17 protein-coding genes are annotated in these 15,867 nt (G+C 37.4%); 2 read left to right on the plus strand and 15 right to left on the minus strand.

Features of this window, described 5'->3' with window-relative positions; translation table 11 throughout:
- Positions 1–4: 4 nt before the first annotated feature.
- The 4 genes from U8D43_RS13490 to rsgA all read right to left on the minus strand — a co-directional run bounded on the left by U8D43_RS13490 (position 5) and on the right by rsgA (position 2,644).
- Positions 5–511, minus strand: coding sequence for a PTS sugar transporter subunit IIA (locus tag U8D43_RS13490; RefSeq protein WP_335871703.1), 507 nt, complete (start codon positions 509–511; stop codon positions 5–7).
- A gap of 26 nt (positions 512–537) precedes the next feature.
- Entirely contained in the window at positions 538–969 is a 432-nt protein-coding gene (msrB, locus tag U8D43_RS13495; RefSeq protein WP_335871704.1) for a peptide-methionine (R)-S-oxide reductase MsrB, read from the minus strand.
- The gene (msrA, locus tag U8D43_RS13500) at positions 953–1,504 is read right to left on the minus strand and encodes a peptide-methionine (S)-S-oxide reductase MsrA (protein WP_335871705.1); all 552 of its coding nucleotides are present in this window, start codon (positions 1,502–1,504) and stop codon (positions 953–955) included. The genes msrB and msrA overlap by 17 nt, the downstream gene beginning before the upstream one ends.
- A 93-nt stretch (positions 1,505–1,597) precedes the next feature.
- Positions 1,598–2,644: a ribosome small subunit-dependent GTPase A gene (rsgA, locus tag U8D43_RS13505; protein WP_335871706.1), complete on the minus strand. Its 1,047-nt coding sequence runs from the start codon at positions 2,642–2,644 to the stop codon at positions 1,598–1,600.
- Between the two features lie 304 nt (positions 2,645–2,948).
- Here rsgA and U8D43_RS13510 point away from each other — a divergent pair, with 304 nt between their 5' ends.
- A complete protein-coding gene (locus U8D43_RS13510; protein ID WP_335871707.1) occupies positions 2,949–3,692 on the plus strand; it encodes a DUF4397 domain-containing protein in 744 nt (247 codons plus the stop codon).
- Positions 3,693–4,458: 766 nt separating this feature from the next.
- Here U8D43_RS13510 and U8D43_RS13515 read toward each other — a convergent pair.
- The 6 genes from U8D43_RS13515 to U8D43_RS13540 all read right to left on the minus strand — a co-directional run bounded on the left by U8D43_RS13515 (position 4,459) and on the right by U8D43_RS13540 (position 9,126).
- Positions 4,459–5,052 (minus strand): YpmS family protein, encoded by a 594-nt coding sequence (locus U8D43_RS13515; protein ID WP_335871708.1) that lies wholly within the window; start codon positions 5,050–5,052, stop codon positions 4,459–4,461.
- A gap of 3 nt (positions 5,053–5,055) precedes the next feature.
- Positions 5,056–5,868 carry a GDSL-type esterase/lipase family protein gene (locus U8D43_RS13520; RefSeq protein ID WP_335871709.1) on the minus strand — a complete coding sequence of 271 codons (813 nt, stop codon included), beginning with the start codon at positions 5,866–5,868 and terminating at the stop codon, positions 5,056–5,058.
- A 41-nt stretch (positions 5,869–5,909) separates the two neighbouring features.
- Positions 5,910–6,875: a nucleoside hydrolase gene (locus tag U8D43_RS13525; protein ID WP_335871710.1), complete on the minus strand. Its 966-nt coding sequence runs from the start codon at positions 6,873–6,875 to the stop codon at positions 5,910–5,912.
- A gap of 103 nt (positions 6,876–6,978) precedes the next feature.
- Complete coding sequence (locus U8D43_RS13530) at positions 6,979–7,821, minus strand: DegV family protein (protein WP_335871711.1); 843 nt, start codon at positions 7,819–7,821, stop codon at positions 6,979–6,981.
- Positions 7,822–8,079: 258 nt separating this feature from the next.
- Entirely contained in the window at positions 8,080–8,325 is a 246-nt protein-coding gene (locus U8D43_RS13535; protein ID WP_335871724.1) for a DUF2535 family protein, read from the minus strand.
- Positions 8,326–8,463: 138 nt separating this feature from the next.
- Positions 8,464–9,126, minus strand: coding sequence for an SOS response-associated peptidase (locus tag U8D43_RS13540; RefSeq protein WP_335871712.1), 663 nt, complete (start codon positions 9,124–9,126; stop codon positions 8,464–8,466).
- A 214-nt stretch (positions 9,127–9,340) separates the two neighbouring features.
- On the opposite strand from U8D43_RS13540, the gene trhA reads away from it, so the two are divergent.
- The gene (trhA, locus tag U8D43_RS13545) at positions 9,341–9,976 is read left to right on the plus strand and encodes a PAQR family membrane homeostasis protein TrhA (protein ID WP_335871713.1); all 636 of its coding nucleotides are present in this window, start codon (positions 9,341–9,343) and stop codon (positions 9,974–9,976) included.
- Positions 9,977–10,250: 274 nt separating this feature from the next.
- Here the strand turns inward: trhA and U8D43_RS13550 are convergent, their stop codons facing one another.
- The 5 genes from U8D43_RS13550 to U8D43_RS13570 all read right to left on the minus strand — a co-directional run.
- On the minus strand, positions 10,251–10,742 hold the full coding sequence (locus U8D43_RS13550) for an STAS domain-containing protein (RefSeq protein ID WP_335871714.1): 492 nt from the start codon (positions 10,740–10,742) through the stop codon (positions 10,251–10,253).
- Between the two features lie 145 nt (positions 10,743–10,887).
- Entirely contained in the window at positions 10,888–12,195 is a 1,308-nt protein-coding gene (locus U8D43_RS13555) for a DUF4179 domain-containing protein (protein ID WP_335871715.1), read from the minus strand.
- Positions 12,170–12,697, minus strand: coding sequence for a sigma-70 family RNA polymerase sigma factor (locus U8D43_RS13560; protein ID WP_335871716.1), 528 nt, complete (start codon positions 12,695–12,697; stop codon positions 12,170–12,172). The genes U8D43_RS13555 and U8D43_RS13560 overlap by 26 nt, the downstream gene beginning before the upstream one ends.
- A 348-nt stretch (positions 12,698–13,045) precedes the next feature.
- The gene (locus U8D43_RS13565; RefSeq protein WP_335871717.1) at positions 13,046–14,425 is read right to left on the minus strand and encodes an alkaline phosphatase; all 1,380 of its coding nucleotides are present in this window, start codon (positions 14,423–14,425) and stop codon (positions 13,046–13,048) included.
- 369 nt (positions 14,426–14,794) lie between these two features.
- Positions 14,795–15,867: IS4 family transposase (locus U8D43_RS13570; protein ID WP_335871718.1), on the minus strand; the 1,073-nt coding region annotated here is incomplete at its 5' end.

A 15,867-nucleotide genomic window follows, 5' to 3' on the forward strand; every position in this document is an offset into this window, starting at 1 on the left:
TCTTTTATGATTTGTTAGTAAGGGTTAAAAGTGGCGTTTCTCCAGCCCTAACAGAGTATTCACCGCTAGCCTTTAGTTTTATTTCCACCTGATCTCCATTCGTAATGATAATAGGAGAGATCGTGCTTTTTGCTTTTTCGTTCACAAGATTCATATCAAATTCCACTAGAACATCTCCGACTTCAACAGAATCTCCTTGTTCCACGAATGTTTCAAATCCTTCTCCGTTCATCGAAACCGTTTCTAGACCGATATGAATGAGAATCTCAGCACCATTTTTCGCTTTCAATCCAATAGCATGTTTCGTCGGAAAAACCTGAATGACTTCCCCCTCAACAGGTGAAACAACCTTCCCTTCTGAGGGTAAAATCGCCACACCATCTCCCATCATTTTTTGAGAAAATACGGGATCTGGGACTTCTGTTAATGAAAGACAGTCTCCGTTTAACGGAGACATGAACTCCACTGAAACAATCGGCTTTTCTTTGCTTCCAAACAACTTTTTAAACATAATTCAAGCTCCCTTCTTACGGTCTTTCAAAACCACTTTTGATACTCACTGTACCCTTCTTTTTCTAATTCATCTCTTGGAATGAATTTTAATGCAGCGGAATTTATACAATAACGAAGACCGCCTAATTCCATTGGTCCGTCGTTAAACACATGACCAAGATGAGAATCAGCCTCTTGGCTTCTGACCTCTGTACGAATCATAAAATGACTCATGTCTTTCTTTTGTTTCACTTCTTTTTCTTCAAGTGGTTTCGCAAAACTCGGCCAACCACAACGGGAATCAAACTTGTCTTTTGAACTGAACAACGGTTTTCCTGAGACGATATCGACATAAATACCCTCTTCAAAATGATCAAAAAACTCGTTTTGAAAAGCCGGTTCTGTTCCATTGTTCTGTGTCACTTCATACTGCATAGAAGTTAACGTTTTTTTTAAGTCTTCATTCTTCCGATTCATTTTTGTCCCCCCAATGTAATTGGATAAAGTTCTTTCTTCCAGATCCTTCGAAGTAAGAAGCGTAATGGCGCACATTCCGCTTATAATATCCTTGATGATAGGCTTCAGCGGGATAAAAGGGCTTAGCTGGAAGGATACTTGTGACAATGGGTTTTTTGAAAACACCACTCTCAGCTAACTTTTCTTTTGACTTCTCTGCTTGTTGTTGTTGTTCATCAGTATGATAAAAAATCGCGGTTTGATAGGATTGCCCTCGATCAAAAAACTGACCACCCGCATCAGTTGGGTCTATTTGTTGCCAATATTGCTTCAACAAGGTTTCATACGGATAGATTGTAGAATCAAATGTAATCTGAACTGCTTCATAGTGTCCCGTTTTATTCGTACACACTTGTTCGTACGTCGGGTTTTTCAGGTCACCACCCGTATAACCGGAAACGATTGAAATAATGCCTGGTTGTTCATCAAATGGCTTTACCATACACCAAAAACAGCCACCTGCAAATGTTGCGATTTCTACTTGTTGATTTGACATTGTGCACACCCTTTCAAAACACTCTTACATAATCTTCCCGTTTTTTTAAAAGTTTAACGTTTTTTTCGGGATTCGTAAAAGAAAATGCTTCACTTAACGTCGATTTCGTCTACTCGCCTTACTTCTTTTTTTCCAAACCTTCTTCTCTTCTATTCGAGCACGCACATCACTTTTTCGTTTATTATACTCTTGTTCACGCAATAACTTTTGATAACTTTGAAATCGTTCAGCATCTAAAATTCCGCCTTGAATGCCTACCGTGATGGCACATCCTTGTTCGTTCCTATGGGAACAATTTCGGAAATAACACTGCTCTGCTAAGGATTCGATATCTTCAAACTCAAGCGATAACCCTTGTTTGCCTTCCCAAATTTGAATCTCTCTCATCCCAGGAGTATCAATGACAGCCGTTCCGTTCGGTAAATAAAACAGTTCACGTGAAGTGGTTGTGTGCACACCCTTGCCGTCTTTTTCGCGAATATTCTTTGTTTGTTGAACACTTCCACCAAGCAGGTGGTTTACAATCGTCGACTTTCCCACACCGGAAGAACCGACAAATGCAATCGTCTTTCCCGGTTCTAAATAAGGTAACATTTTTTCCATTCCCCACTCTTCATAAATACTAACTGGGATCATCTCAACTGTTTTGGATAGAGCACGAAGTTCAGCCATGACCTGTGTGAGTGAAGGACAAAGATCTCCTTTTGACAACAAGATCACCGGTTCTGCTCCACTTTCAAGCGCAAGCATCAAGTACCGTTCGATTCGTCGAATATTTACATCTTCATTTAGTGAAGTAACAATAAATAAGGTATCCACGTTGACCGCTATGATTTGTTCGGTAAAATCGTCCCCAGCTTTCTTACGGGAAAACTTACTTGTTCGTTGAAAAATCGAGTGAATGAGACCTATATCGCCAGCTTCTCGTTTACATAACACCCAATCTCCTACAACAGGAAAGTTCTCTGATTCAATGTTTTCGTAATAGAACTTCCCCGGTAGTTTACACGTAAATTCTTCCTCATCTACTTTAACTGTGTAGGCTTGTTTCGCTTGCCTAATCACTCGTCCAACCATAGTCTCTTCACATTGATTCATCTCTACATATTCATTCGGTATAAGTGTTTTCCAACTGTTCATGTCTTTTCCCTCCATAATAAAAAATCCATAGGCGCTTAACACGTCCCATGGATCTTCGTTATGAATACATAGACAGCAGAAATATGCTTACTAAAGAATCCGTAAAGAAAGGGACGTGCCACTTTGTTTAATTGATTGTGTTGAAATCATTTGTACATTTGCCATGACACATCACCTTCTTTCTTTCATAGTGATTTCATTATCTCCTACTTGAAGAAAAAACACAAGAAAAATTCTAAACATTCACCCAATTAGGCTTTTTTGCATATCGTATTGACGTAAGATATAAGAACGGAGGTATCCTATGTCTCAACTTCAAAAGTATTTTGAAAAGGCAACTATGTATGATTTGTTAGCCTGTTACTACAAGTATTCTGATCCGAACAAGCATATTAGGTATTACCAAAAGCATTTAAAAAACATGAATAAGGCCGTTCAGACACAGCGTTCAGAAACGACGAACTACTCCAACCAACCTGCTTATGTTCGGTTTTTTCACTCTTCACCAGACGCCCCCAATGTCGATGTCTACATCAATGCAAACAAAGTCTTAAAAAATGTAGCCTTCAAGGATGTCAGTGATTACTTAAGCTTACCTGCAGGAAAATACCATATTGATATCTACCCTACAGGCGATTCCATCTCAACCGTTATCAGTAAAAAAGTGAATGTCGAACCCGGAATGATTTGCACGTTAGCGGTCGTCGGATCAGTGAATAAACTACAACTGAAGCCGTATATTGACCAACCTCGTGTACCACATAATGAAACGAAAGTACGTTTCATCCATTTGTCACCCGATGCCCCTGTCGTTGATATTGCCGTCAAAGGTGGAGATGTCATTTTCCCAAATGTTGCTTATAAGCAAGCGACTGAATATTTATCCTTATCAGCGATGACCGTTGATTTGGAAGCACGTATCGCCAAAACACAAGATCTGGCACTTTCCATTCCCGATGTGACATTGAAACCGAACGAACCCTATACAATTATTGCGACCGGATTTGTTGGCCAAGAACCTTTGCTTGATGCGCTCATCATAAAATAAGGCAGTTTTCCGAAAGTTAATAGCTTTTCGGATCAGTTTATAGTCTATGGTGTAGCTTTATTTCGGGCATCATATACGAAATGCGGAAGTGGCTGCCCAGGGACGGCAGGCATCTGGCAGAACATGTAGTGAAGCCTGCTTCACGTAGTGGGCTGACAAATGCCCTAGTCCATAGCCACTGCAGCTAGATCCGTCTATTTTTGATGGAATTCAACAGTGAAATGAAAGATTTAATCAAAAATATAATGAAATAGCCACAATGTTTACGAAATGAGCCTTTATTAAAAAAACATCATATATTAATCTTTGAATTAACTGAACGAGTACTTAATTCAATTCCAATTTGGCATACTTCACAAAGACTATTTACACTGTATAGTAATCAATAATGGACTTGACTATAAAAGTCGTGCCTATATCGAGAAAATGGATCAGGTTCGAGGGAAAGTAGATCATAAATTATCAAAAATCGTTCATAAAAACTAAAGAATCATTAGAACTCGTCTGTCTTTTGCTAGAACTGTATGTTATGTGATCACTTTGATGAATGGTTAAATAACAGGATCATAGTTTTGCTCCTTGAGAGCGCTTCACTTGTCTACTATAATAAAAAAGAAATGCTTTGGGTTTATATCCAATCATTTCTTTTTTATATTCTATATTTTCCTAATACCCGCGCGAATCCCTATATTCTAAAACCAACTATTTAATATGGTCATCATCATAACGGAACAAATAAAGACATTTAGTTTAAATCTAACACGTTTTAAGGAGCAATCGTTTCATCCGGCACATACAGCATAAACGAAATCTCATCGTTGACCAAATCAAATTTCTTTCCTTTTACTTGGAGCCCGCTTTTTAAATTCATTTCCGTCAGCGCAACATAAATCGCTTCATCATTCGGTTGAATTTTCACCCATTCCGGCATTTTGTAGCCATCTCGAATAAATTTCAATACATATGGTACTGGAAGATTCACAGAACCAAGTGAAATACTTTTCTGTTTTAAAAGGAGATCTCCATTTTCTAACACTTTCGGATCAAACGTCATCTTAAGATCAATGGACGCTGCAAACACCGCCATCGTACCATATAGCTCGATCTCATCGGTTAAAAATACGGAGTAATCAATCGGTCCGTTCAATTGATTTTGCTCGATGTATTTCTCAATCAGGTTGTTTAAATCTTTCTTTTCTGCTTTCACTTCTAGCGGAATCGCATCAGGTGTAGATACATTCTCATTTTTCTCATAAGACGTCTCTTCAATCGGCCTAAATAGTAAGGTTGCGATACCAGCGAACAACATAATCAGTAGTATGACTACTGTAAAAAAGGCAATTTTCCAAACATTCTTCATCATTTATTCCTCTTTCTTACTGCTTTGTATAAGTGTATTTAACGTATTCCCTTTTGATAGAAATTCAAACAATCGTTCACTAATACGTTGATATCCTAAGTCATTCGGATGAAATAGATCGTCATATAATAAATTGTCTTCCAAATTCATAAAAATATCGGCAATCTCCACATATAAAGTTTGATCATATGATTTCAACGTCTTTTCACTCGTAATATTCCATTGATTCAGAATTTCTTCTGCCTCAGGGATATCGGATAACCAGGCCAAAAACGGGTTATAAATCCCGATTAACACAATTCCCGTTTCTTCATTTAGTGTTTTAATTTTTTCAAAAATTTTCGTAAGTCGTTGTTCATACTCAATCGTTTCATTTACAAAAAGGTCAAGTGTTAAGGAAGAGAAGTTATTTTTAAGAACGTCCATCATGTCGTTTCCACCGATTGTAATAATCACCAAATCGGCTTCCTTGATTTCTTTTTGTACTTCTGGCTTCTCTAATTTTTTCAATAGTCCTGATGTTTTTAATCCTTTTTTCCCTAAATTGACGAACTCGGTGTTATTTATACTACTCAAGCTATTTAAGGAAGAAGTTAAATATGGGATATAGCCGCCTGTATCGGAACTATCCCCGACTCCTTGTGTTAAAGAATCACCTAATGAGACAATTTTAATGTCCTTAGGAAAGAATGATTCTGGCACATCTTGTTTAGGTTGTAAACTAATACTCTTTCCCCTCAAGTTTGTTCCTGCCTGTTCCGCCGAACACCCCGTCAAGGTGAGCAACACCAATCCTATTAACCACCATTTTTTCATGACAACTCACTTCTCTCTCTTTCTGTAAGATGTTATTTTTATTACACATTATTTTGAAACATAGCAACTACTTGCTTAATAAATTTACCATAGTGAAACGATTTGGCAACATAATGGATCGGCCAATCAATTTTTTCAATCGTTGAGCGAAAATCACCCATTGTTTGACCAAATGCCCGTCCTTCATCCAGTGAAATCGCTATTGGATGTTCTTCAAATGTAATTTCTGCCTCTGAAGACATGGCCCATAATGCTAAGAGGTCATGCAATGGACTTCCATCAATGGTAGGATCTCTCTTTTTATAAAACTCAAAATAATAGTCGACCATTGGTTTAATTATCATTCCTACTTTATCATCCTTTGCCACGAAACGCTCGTGAAGATAATTTATCAATTGTGGAGTTAAAATTGCATATTGCGTCACATTTAGTGGGACAAAATATACTTTTTGTTTGGATAACTTCAAAATAATATTAGCAGCATAAGGATCACCATATATATTCGCTTCTGCGACAGGGGTTACATTTCCTGGAACGTCAAAAGCTCCCCCCATAATATAGATTTCTTTAACCTTTTTCATGGCTTCAGGGAAAAGAATAAAACACGTGGATAAGGAAGTTAGTCGCCCTGCATTAAAAATACTAATCCCCTCTTCACTATATTGTGCAATAATCTCGGGAATTTTATAAAAGTTTTCCAATAGTTGACCATTCGTGATTTCATATTGAGGAATAATAGGGCCCAATCCTTCTAAGCCGTGCACTTCAGGATAATAGGTTGGCTTGATTGCAGTCAAAGGAGAATAAGCACCACTTACGATTGGAATGTCTTCTCTTCCCGTTAACCTTGATAAGAAAATCGTATTCCGAATGGCATCTTCTCTGGAAACATTGCCATAATCCGCAACAAATCCAATTATGTCAAGCTCTTCACTATAATGAGCATACAGCCCAGCTACCATATCATCAATCCCAAAATCAGAAAAAAATAATATTTTTCTACCCATCGACTAATCTCCCCCTATCTACTCTTTTTAAATGTATATTTTTATTATAGGAAGATTAGTCATTATTAGATAAATGAAAAAACTGCTTCCTTGACGGAAACAGTTATTCTGCGAAATACACAAACCCAATTGCACCTGGGCCAGTATGAGTAGAAATAATAGGTGTCGTTTCTTCAATTTGAAAATCATCAAAGCCCGTTTCTTGTTTAACCTTGTCCTTCATACTCTTAGCAAGTTCTAGCCCATCGGCATGACAAAGTCCAACTGCCTTTAAAGTTTTGCCTGCTGAATCTTCAAGGAGTTGCTTTCCTAAAAATTTTACCACTTGTGAATGGCTCCGAACCTTCGTTACCGGATTGTATTCAGCTCCTTCTAATGATGCAATCGGTTTGATGTTTAACAGTGATCCTAAAAATGCTTTCCCCTTTCCGATTCTCCCTCCTTTTACGAGGTTTTCAAGCGTGTCAACGACGACATACAGTTTTGTAGAAGAGCGAATTTCTTCGATTCTTTTGAGGATCTCTTCTAACGAATAACCCTGCTTACTCATCTTTGCCGCCTCTACTACTTGAAAAGCTAACCCTTTTGAAATAAACAGTGAGTCCACAACCGTTACATCGCTTTCCGACAACTGAGCGGCACTTTGGGCAGACCGAACGGTTCCACTCATTTTTCCTGTCATATGTATCGAAAGTATTTGACTTCCATCTTTACCGAGCTCATCATAAAGCTCGACAAACGATCCTGCAGATGGCTGTGAGCTTTTCGGAAGCTCTTTCGAATTCTTCATTTTTTGCATAAATTCACTTGGTGTTATATCCACTCGATCTAAATAATTTTCACCTTCAATCGATATGGATAGTGGAACTACATGAATATCATAATCCTGTATTTCCAGTGTTGATAGATCCGAAGTTGAATCTGTTACAATTTTTATTTTCGTCATCATTCCACATCCTAACTATTTACCAATTCAATTGTATTATAACGATAAAAGCTATGGTTGTGAACACTTTACGCTTGAGGATTAGAAAAGAAGAATGGTCATACAAGCATATGGCGGGGCAAGGTCTGTGGTACTCTTTTCCTTATTAAAGGGCTTGACTTTCGACTTCTAGCCAATTGAATTTGGAGTTTAACATAAGAACCATCCTAAATAGTTATTCTGCCAAACAAAAAAAGGAACTAAACTACTCGCTCCTTTCTAGGCATTATTTTGTAACGTATTCGTGTGGTAAAGCTCTTCATAATCCGTCCATTTCAACACTTTCTTTAAGTAGGTACGGAATGAATAAGTGTTATGCCTCAACCCTTGTTTAACAATTAATGAAACAAATAACTGAAATCGTGCATGAACTTGGAAATAGAGAGGGTTCTCTTGATTTAATACCGGAATATCTACAATCTTGACCTTTTTACCTTCTAAAGCTCTGAATTCGTAGCTTTTCATTAGCAAAATATCAATCCTCTTTTACACCCGTTTGATAATATTATACTATATAATCCTGTTCCCCGCGAATGAATAAAAAATTTTCTGATAATTTATTTTTACCTCAAAATCAGGGAGTGTCCAACCATTTTTTCTGCTCTAGAACGATTGGATACAGGTTGGATCATTATTTTTACTGCTATTCACACGATTTGAAACTTGGTAACTCACCATTTCCTCACTTGAAATCGGTGTAAACAATAATTTCACTTCATCATATTCTAAAGAAGTATCTAACCAACAGTGAATACTCTCCTCTGACAATAGCATCACTGGCATCCGGTCATGGACCGGTTGAACTAGTTCATTTGCCTGTGTCGTCAGAATCGTCCCCATAGGCTTCTTCTCACCAGCTATTTTTCTTATATCCCAGAGTCCAGCAAAGGCAAACGGGCGGTCTTCATTTAATTGAAACCGATAAGGAATCCTTTCGCTTCCTTCCCGCTTCCATTCAAAAAAACTATCAGCAAACATTACACACCTCTTTTGCTGAAATAAAGCTTGAAAGCTCTTCTTCTCCGTCACCGTCTCACTCCGCGCATTAATCATAAGCTTCTGTGCGGTTCCAGAAGATTTCCACTGAGGTAGTAATCCCCAATGTAGGTACCCGGCTTTTATTTTCCCGTTATGTCCAATTGCACTCAGCACCCTCTGTCCAGGCGCAACATTATAGCTTGGTTCCCATTCAACCGTCCACTCGTCAATTTGAATCAAGGTTTGTAAATCTTCAGGATTTGCTAGATTCGTATACCTTCCACACACATTATCGCCTCTTTCATAAAATAAAAGTTTGTCCAACAATTCATTAAAAAGAACATGAAATTTTCAAGCAGGAAAAAATTCAGACAAAAAGAATCCTCATTCTCCAAACAGAAAATTCTTCTTGTTTACCGGGAAAGTATGACATTCATCATTTGCGGTCAGAGATAGATAGGCATAGAATAAAAGAAGTCGAACTATTGAAAGGGGCTTTACCTTGACTACTTATGACCAAATTAATTGGAAAGAAGAAATCGCCAATGCCATCACACACGGGATCGGCTTCCTTTTAAGCATCCCTGCCCTAGTGATGCTAATCATTTTTGCAGTGAACAAAGGGACTACCTGGCACGTTGTCAGCTTCACCATATTTGGAAGTTCCATGATCATGTTGTATTTATTCTCTACGATGCTTCACAGCTTCAAACCATCTCCTGTTAAACGTATGTTTGCTATTTTAGATCATTCAGCCATTTATGTCCTGATTGCTGGCACATACACACCGTTTATGTTAGTCAGCATACGAGGAGCACTCGGATGGTCCATCTTTGGCATAGTTTGGGGAATCGCATTAATTGGCATCGTCTTCAAATTTTACTTTGTAGACCGCTTTAATGTAATTTCTACCCTCTTTTACGTTCTCATGGGGTGGTTGATCATCATAGCGATTAAACCGATATATATCAGCCTTACAGGTTCAGGATTTGCGCTCTTATTAACTGGTGGCCTCTTATACTCAGTCGGTGCAATTTTCTACATTTGGGATAAACTCCCTTACAATCATGCGATCTGGCATCTATTCGTCCTTGCTGGTAGTGGGTTTATGTATTTTTGTATATTATTTTATGTTTAAAAATCAAAAGCAGTTAGAATCCTATGAGAATTCTAGCTGCTTTTTTACTAATTGCCAATGGGAATAAGGTTGGTGACATTATTCCCATGTTCTCTTTGGAAAAGGCTTTTATCTTAATTTTATTGCTTTTACCAAAAAGGCAGCAAGAATGGTTTTTTCGAGTTATTTCTTACATTTTATTTAAAAATCAAAAATTTTTTCGTTAGGAAAGGAGTACAATGTCATTCAAGCCAAAAATTTCACTCCGTTCAACATTGCCACAATCTTTGCGAAATCAACCATAAATACTTTGAAATTTGATTTTCTTTTGTTGCATTAAATATTGAAGAGCTGTTCGAAAAGTTAAGAAGCTTTTGACTCCTTGAATTTCGCTTACTCCTGACTTAATGATGATTTGAGTAAGGGCAGGTGTAAACCCGACAAATAATAGTTCGACTCCCATTAATTCCACTGCTTTAGCCATATTATCAATGTAAGTTCCTAATATCTCAACCTCTCCTACTTCCTTCTTAGAAATAGCTGAGAAATCTACAATGATGGTACTAATATCCTCTCCGTAAGAAACGTTTAAGATTTTCGATATAATATTTTCAAGGCGTTCAGGAGATAGCTTACCAGTAATGGGAATCAGTATCGTTTCTGGCACGATAGAGGGAATAATAGGTGCTGAAATATCCAAAATAAGCTGCTCAGATTCTACTAGTTGTCTTTTTAAATACGCTATTTCTTGTTTCAATTTTTCAATTTCTTTTTCCTCAATTGTCATAATAAACCCTCACTATTACTAGATTATGATTAATCCTTTCTAATATTTTACCATAGCAGGAGACTTAGATACAGGCACATCACCGCAAGACTAGGGACAAGTGGACAGCGTCCTATCTTGCAATAGTTTTATACCCACTCTCTACTTATTCAATTGGGATTAACACATCTCCTTCTTCGACATGAGGAAAATCACTTAAATAAAGACTTACTTTTCCTTCCTTTCCAATGACATCATAGGGCACCCCAAAATAGAACGACTTTCCGGTTTCTCTGTAGGATGTTCTCGTTATTGGCTCCCGTCTTCCTTCTTCTTTTCGTACTTCTGAAAAAATATCCGTTTTGTTAAATTTCTTAATGGTTTCAAAAAACATATACTCTTCGTCCATCATCACATTGGAATCGATTTTCAAATCTAGCCCCGTAGGCTGATGGAGAATCTTTTGCTGGTCTAAATCAACTGTAACAGTAAGGTCGTCTTTATCCCATCCGCGAATTCCGTCGAATGCAACTGATAGAGATTGAGGTGTTTCAAAATAATTGCTTTGCAGTACGAACACTACTTCATCCCCCTCCCCAAATGAAGTGATTCCGGACGCCTTCCTTGCCCATGTTTCCCCGTTTTGATCGACCAATCGTACATTTTTCAAATCAAATATTCTCATAGAATTAGTAGAATCGTACTCAACTTTTATTTCAGTCTGAGTTGGTGATATGATAACTTGATTGATGACCAAGTTTTGTCCTTGAATTTCGACCCATTGATTAATCTCATATTTAATCGTTTGTCCAATTTTTCCAGTATCCACTTTTAGTGGAAAATAAACGTCAGATTCGTTTTCGTCTGAATGGATCGTAAAACCAATTCCTTTTATGTCGGCTGGATCGATGTCATTGTCTTTAAAGTACAATTCAATGACAGAAAGATCTTGTTCTTCATCATTTTCACTAAATACTGGCATTATTGAAGAAAAGGACTCCACTTTTTCTCCACTTTTAAGCCTCAAATACGAATCTAGACGAGAAGAATTAGGAGTTTTTTCAGAAAAAGAGAGAAAAATATGCATTTGTTCTTCATCTAAAATATATGAATCGATATATATTTTTTTGTCACCCAGCTTCCTTTCTTGTATAACAGGCTGAAGATATTCTTGATTTAATAATGCCATCATGCCTTTATCCTCACGAAGAAGTTGAACAATTTGAGAAAACCCAGGAATACTCGATACAGTCGCAGCAACTGAAGTCGACATCCGAACGGAGGAAATAATCAGGCATAAAAGTGCCGCAGCTAAGACAACAGGTGCGAATTTATACATAAATTTTTTTATCTTTTTCTTCCGTTTTCCTTTCAAAAAACCATCATAAACAGCGTCATCTAAGCGAACTCCTGGCAATTTGATTGATTCTATCTCTTCTTGTAAGCGCTCATACTCCGGTTGATCTCGATTCAAGTGAACCTTCTCCTTTCATCTCTGAATCCTTTAACTGTTTCACCGCTTTATATAACCAAGTTTTGATTGTTCCTTCAGACGTATTCATGGAAAGTGCTATTTCTTTTATTTTATAACCTTGGATATATTTCATCGTCAGGACCTGCTGAAATTTCTCATCAAGATTAGCTAGTAATTCCCAAAATTCAATAAGATACGTATCCCTTTTCATTCCTTTTGCCTCGACTAAATCTTGATGATGGACTATTCGCTTACTCTTTTTGAATTCATCATGACAATAATTTAATAAAATCCTAGTCAACCATGTAGAAAAATATTGAGGATTTTTTAGTGTATGTACTTTTTGATACGCACGAAAGGTCGTTTCTTGGACAGCTTCTAGTGCGTCATGCTCGTTTCGAAAATACAAAAAGGCCATGCGATATAATTGTGTTTGATATTCCTTCATTAAGGTAAGAAACGCATCATCATCTCCCTTAATTGCTTCCTTGACTACATTCACGATGTTCCCTCCTACTCCTCTTCCATTAGACTACCTCAAGGTAAAAAAGTTTTAAAAGATTATTATTTTTTTAGAAATATAAAACTATCGTAGCGATTAATGAATTAAATAGCTTCTTAAGATTGTGATTGAACATTTTCTAAAGTTGTAGTTGTTATGTTAGGACTAGATGGGGAAACAATCAACTACCCTATAGTAGATCTATAAGAAGTGTAGAAAAAAGAGCCAAAATCAACTTTGAACAGGATTTTGACTTCTTTATTCATTCAATTTTTATATAGGCACATTCATTGACTTCATAAGTGTTCCTATTTCCGGAATGTCGCAAGTTTTCTTGTTGACCCCACTTTATTTTCCATCCTTAATTTTCGTTTTATTTTCAAGAATCCGGAAAATGAATTTTGCTTGGTCCGTATTATCAATCAAACCCACAAATTTTTCTTTTTCCGGACCAAAAGCATAAACAGGTACATCCTCTCCCGTATGAACAGTTGTTGTCCATCCAGACCCTGAGCGTTTGTTAAAGATTTCTTCAATGCTGTCATCAACGGCTTTTTCACTGCCATTCGCTGCTGCTTCCTTGACAGAATTTATTTCCTTCTGCGTAAGTTCTAGGTCTATATATTGTGCAAGGGTTTCGGAAACAGAGGAACCCGTCACTATTTTTCTAGCCATAAAATCCGGCGAGCGTTTTGCTGCTTTAATCGGGTCTGGATCCCAATTATAATCCCCCTTGGCTCCAATTGAGAATCCTCCAGTTGAATGATCAGCTGTAACGATCACCAGTGTTTCCCCGTTTTCTTCCGCAAATTCTTCAACACGCTCAAACGCTTTTTCAAAATCTTTCATTTCACTCATCGCTGCAACGACATCATTATCATGACCTGCCCAGTCAATCTCACTTCCTTCTATCATCAGGAAGAAGCCATCTTTATCTTCTTTTAGTCGGTCAATGGCTGATTCGGTCAACACTGCAAGACTTGGTTGTTTTTCATCACGATCAATCATCTTATCCATTCCATCTTCTGCGAAAAGACCCAAGATTTGTTTGCTTTTATTCTTCTTAAGCTCTTGAGCTGTTGTGACATAGCTATAGCCATCCTTTTGGAACATTTCAATAAGATTTCGATCTTCACGGTCAAAGAAATCCGTCCCTCCACCTAGCATCACATCGATTTTGTGTTCACCGTTAACCAATTCATCATAAAAATCGTCTGCTATGGCATTTTGGCTTTTACGTTTCTCCTCGTGTGCTCCGAATGAAGCTGGCGTAGCATGAGTAATTTCAGAGGTGGAGACAATTCCTGTTGCCATACCATATTCTTTCGCTTGCTCTAACACCGTTTTCACTTGTAATTTATCCTTATCGACTGCAATCGCATTATTATATGTTTTTACACCTGCACTCATCGCAGTCGCAGCAGCTGCAGAGTCTGTTATATTTTCTTTTTCATCATCGGAGTAGGTAGTTTGCAATCCCACTAAGTAAGGATCAAGCGCTGTTGGTTCCATTTCAACGGTTTCCGGATTATCATTCAGATAACGAAGAGCCGTTATATATGAAACCCCCATTCCATCTCCAATCATAAATATAATATTTTTTAATTGTCTATTTTTCGTTGTACTTTCTTTTGCATTAGAATTTTGTTGATTTATTCCTATAATACTCCCAATTGCAATAGCTAAAACCATCACAAGCAGGAGCATTTTATACAATGTTTTTTTCATTTCCTTACCTCCTAGGAATTTGATACAAATAAATTGATGAAGTTCAGATTGTGAATACCTTTTAGAAGTGAAAAAAATGCAAACAAAAAACAGGTAAAAAACACCTGTTTTTTTGGTAGTATTAACTTTTTTTGAACTTTTACCCATTAGCATTGCATAAAAATTTTTGAAGTTTGTCAAACGACTAAAATTTTCCAAGTATTTAATTTGCTTAATTTTCAGAAAAATAATTTTCTTCATTATGGAAAAAAAGGCTGAGTGGCTCTGTTTGGTAGCCCTCATCCACATTTTTGTAAATTATTGTCAGTTTGAACGTTTTAGAACATCGGGTCGTAGGTTAAGGAATCTAAATGCACCACCTCGCCTCCCTCAAACTGCTTGGACAATGAACTGAAAATCCTTTTCCCAGTCATACTTCTTCCGACCTTTTGAATCTCTCGTAGGTTTTCGAAAGAGAGAGCGAATAAACTCTTCTATTGGATCAAAAAGGAGGTCCTGGAGAGTGGTTTTAATATCTAGTAAAGGTCCCTCATGGTGTAATTTCAGTTTCAATAAAACCTGTAAGCAATAGGTAATTAAAGCGATCCAAATTTGAGTATAAACAGCATTTTGACTCTTTCCATAGAACGTTTTGATTTTCAGATGTTGTTTCATCCATTTAAAAAAGGTCTCTATTCTCCAACGATAGCGATACAAGTCACCCACTTCTTTAGCCGATAAATCGACGCAGTTGGTTAGGAGGATGATGTCGTTTTGTTCGCTATCTTTGGTTCGAATAAGACGCAAGGAATTTTTCATCTTCGTGTCATTTTGATCATCACCTAGATAGACTTCTTGATCTTGAAAAATATGATTTTCTGGATCGGGCGCTTGTTCATTCAGTACTTCAATCTTAGCATTTTTCTTTAATCGAGTGATGAATCGAACATCATGATTAGAAAGACGATCATACTGTTTATAGTCATTATACCCTCGGTCAAATAATTGAATGGCGTCGGGATCGATCTCGATTAGTTCCTCCATTTGTGACCGATCGGAGTGCGTCGCAGGTAACAGGACGGCCCTATCCGGAACAGTGAATTCTTTCGTTACCACGACTCGCAAATGGAGGCGAACCCCTGCCTTCGTTTTCTGGTAAGTGGCCCAGGGGTATTCGCTAAAACTCATGGTCATCGTTGAGGAATCAATCACGTGAAGGCAACCAATATCTAGAAAAATCGGATGGTTTTTACTGACTTGCCCTTGGATCTTAAAGACAAGATGAGAAAAGACCTTTTCAAACAAGTCAGAAGAAAGCGAACCCTGCTTTCGAGAGAGTTGAGAAGCGCTTATGGTATCAAACTCCATAAAAAGTTGTAGTTCTTTCTTATTTTTTGCCTTTTTCTCCAACCGATTTAAGCTCCTCGAATCAGTCAATTGGGCAATAAGAAAGAGTTGAAAAA

The organism is Bacillus sp. 2205SS5-2 (assembly GCF_037024155.1).
Taxonomy (GTDB): Bacteria; Bacillota; Bacilli; order Bacillales; family Bacillaceae_K; genus Bacillus_CI.

Coding starts and splice junctions, on each gene's coding strand:
- U8D43_RS13490 (WP_335871703.1), bottom strand. CDS start 511: ATGTTTAAAAAGTTGTTTGGAAGCAAAGAAAAGCCGATTGTTTCAGTG.
- msrB (WP_335871704.1), bottom strand. CDS start 969: ATGAATCGGAAGAATGAAGACTTAAAAAAAACGTTAACTTCTATGCAG.
- msrA (WP_335871705.1), bottom strand. CDS start 1,504: ATGTCAAATCAACAAGTAGAAATCGCAACATTTGCAGGTGGCTGTTTT.
- rsgA (WP_335871706.1), bottom strand. CDS start 2,644: ATGAACAGTTGGAAAACACTTATACCGAATGAATATGTAGAGATGAAT.
- U8D43_RS13510 (WP_335871707.1), top strand. CDS start 2,949: ATGTCTCAACTTCAAAAGTATTTTGAAAAGGCAACTATGTATGATTTG.
- U8D43_RS13515 (WP_335871708.1), bottom strand. CDS start 5,052: ATGAAGAATGTTTGGAAAATTGCCTTTTTTACAGTAGTCATACTACTG.
- U8D43_RS13520 (WP_335871709.1), bottom strand. CDS start 5,868: ATGAAAAAATGGTGGTTAATAGGATTGGTGTTGCTCACCTTGACGGGG.
- U8D43_RS13525 (WP_335871710.1), bottom strand. CDS start 6,875: ATGGGTAGAAAAATATTATTTTTTTCTGATTTTGGGATTGATGATATG.
- U8D43_RS13530 (WP_335871711.1), bottom strand. CDS start 7,821: ATGACGAAAATAAAAATTGTAACAGATTCAACTTCGGATCTATCAACA.
- U8D43_RS13535 (WP_335871724.1), bottom strand. CDS start 8,325: ATGAAAAGCTACGAATTCAGAGCTTTAGAAGGTAAAAAGGTCAAGATT.
- U8D43_RS13550 (WP_335871714.1), bottom strand. CDS start 10,742: ATGACAATTGAGGAAAAAGAAATTGAAAAATTGAAACAAGAAATAGCG.
- U8D43_RS13565 (WP_335871717.1), bottom strand. CDS start 14,425: ATGAAAAAAACATTGTATAAAATGCTCCTGCTTGTGATGGTTTTAGCT.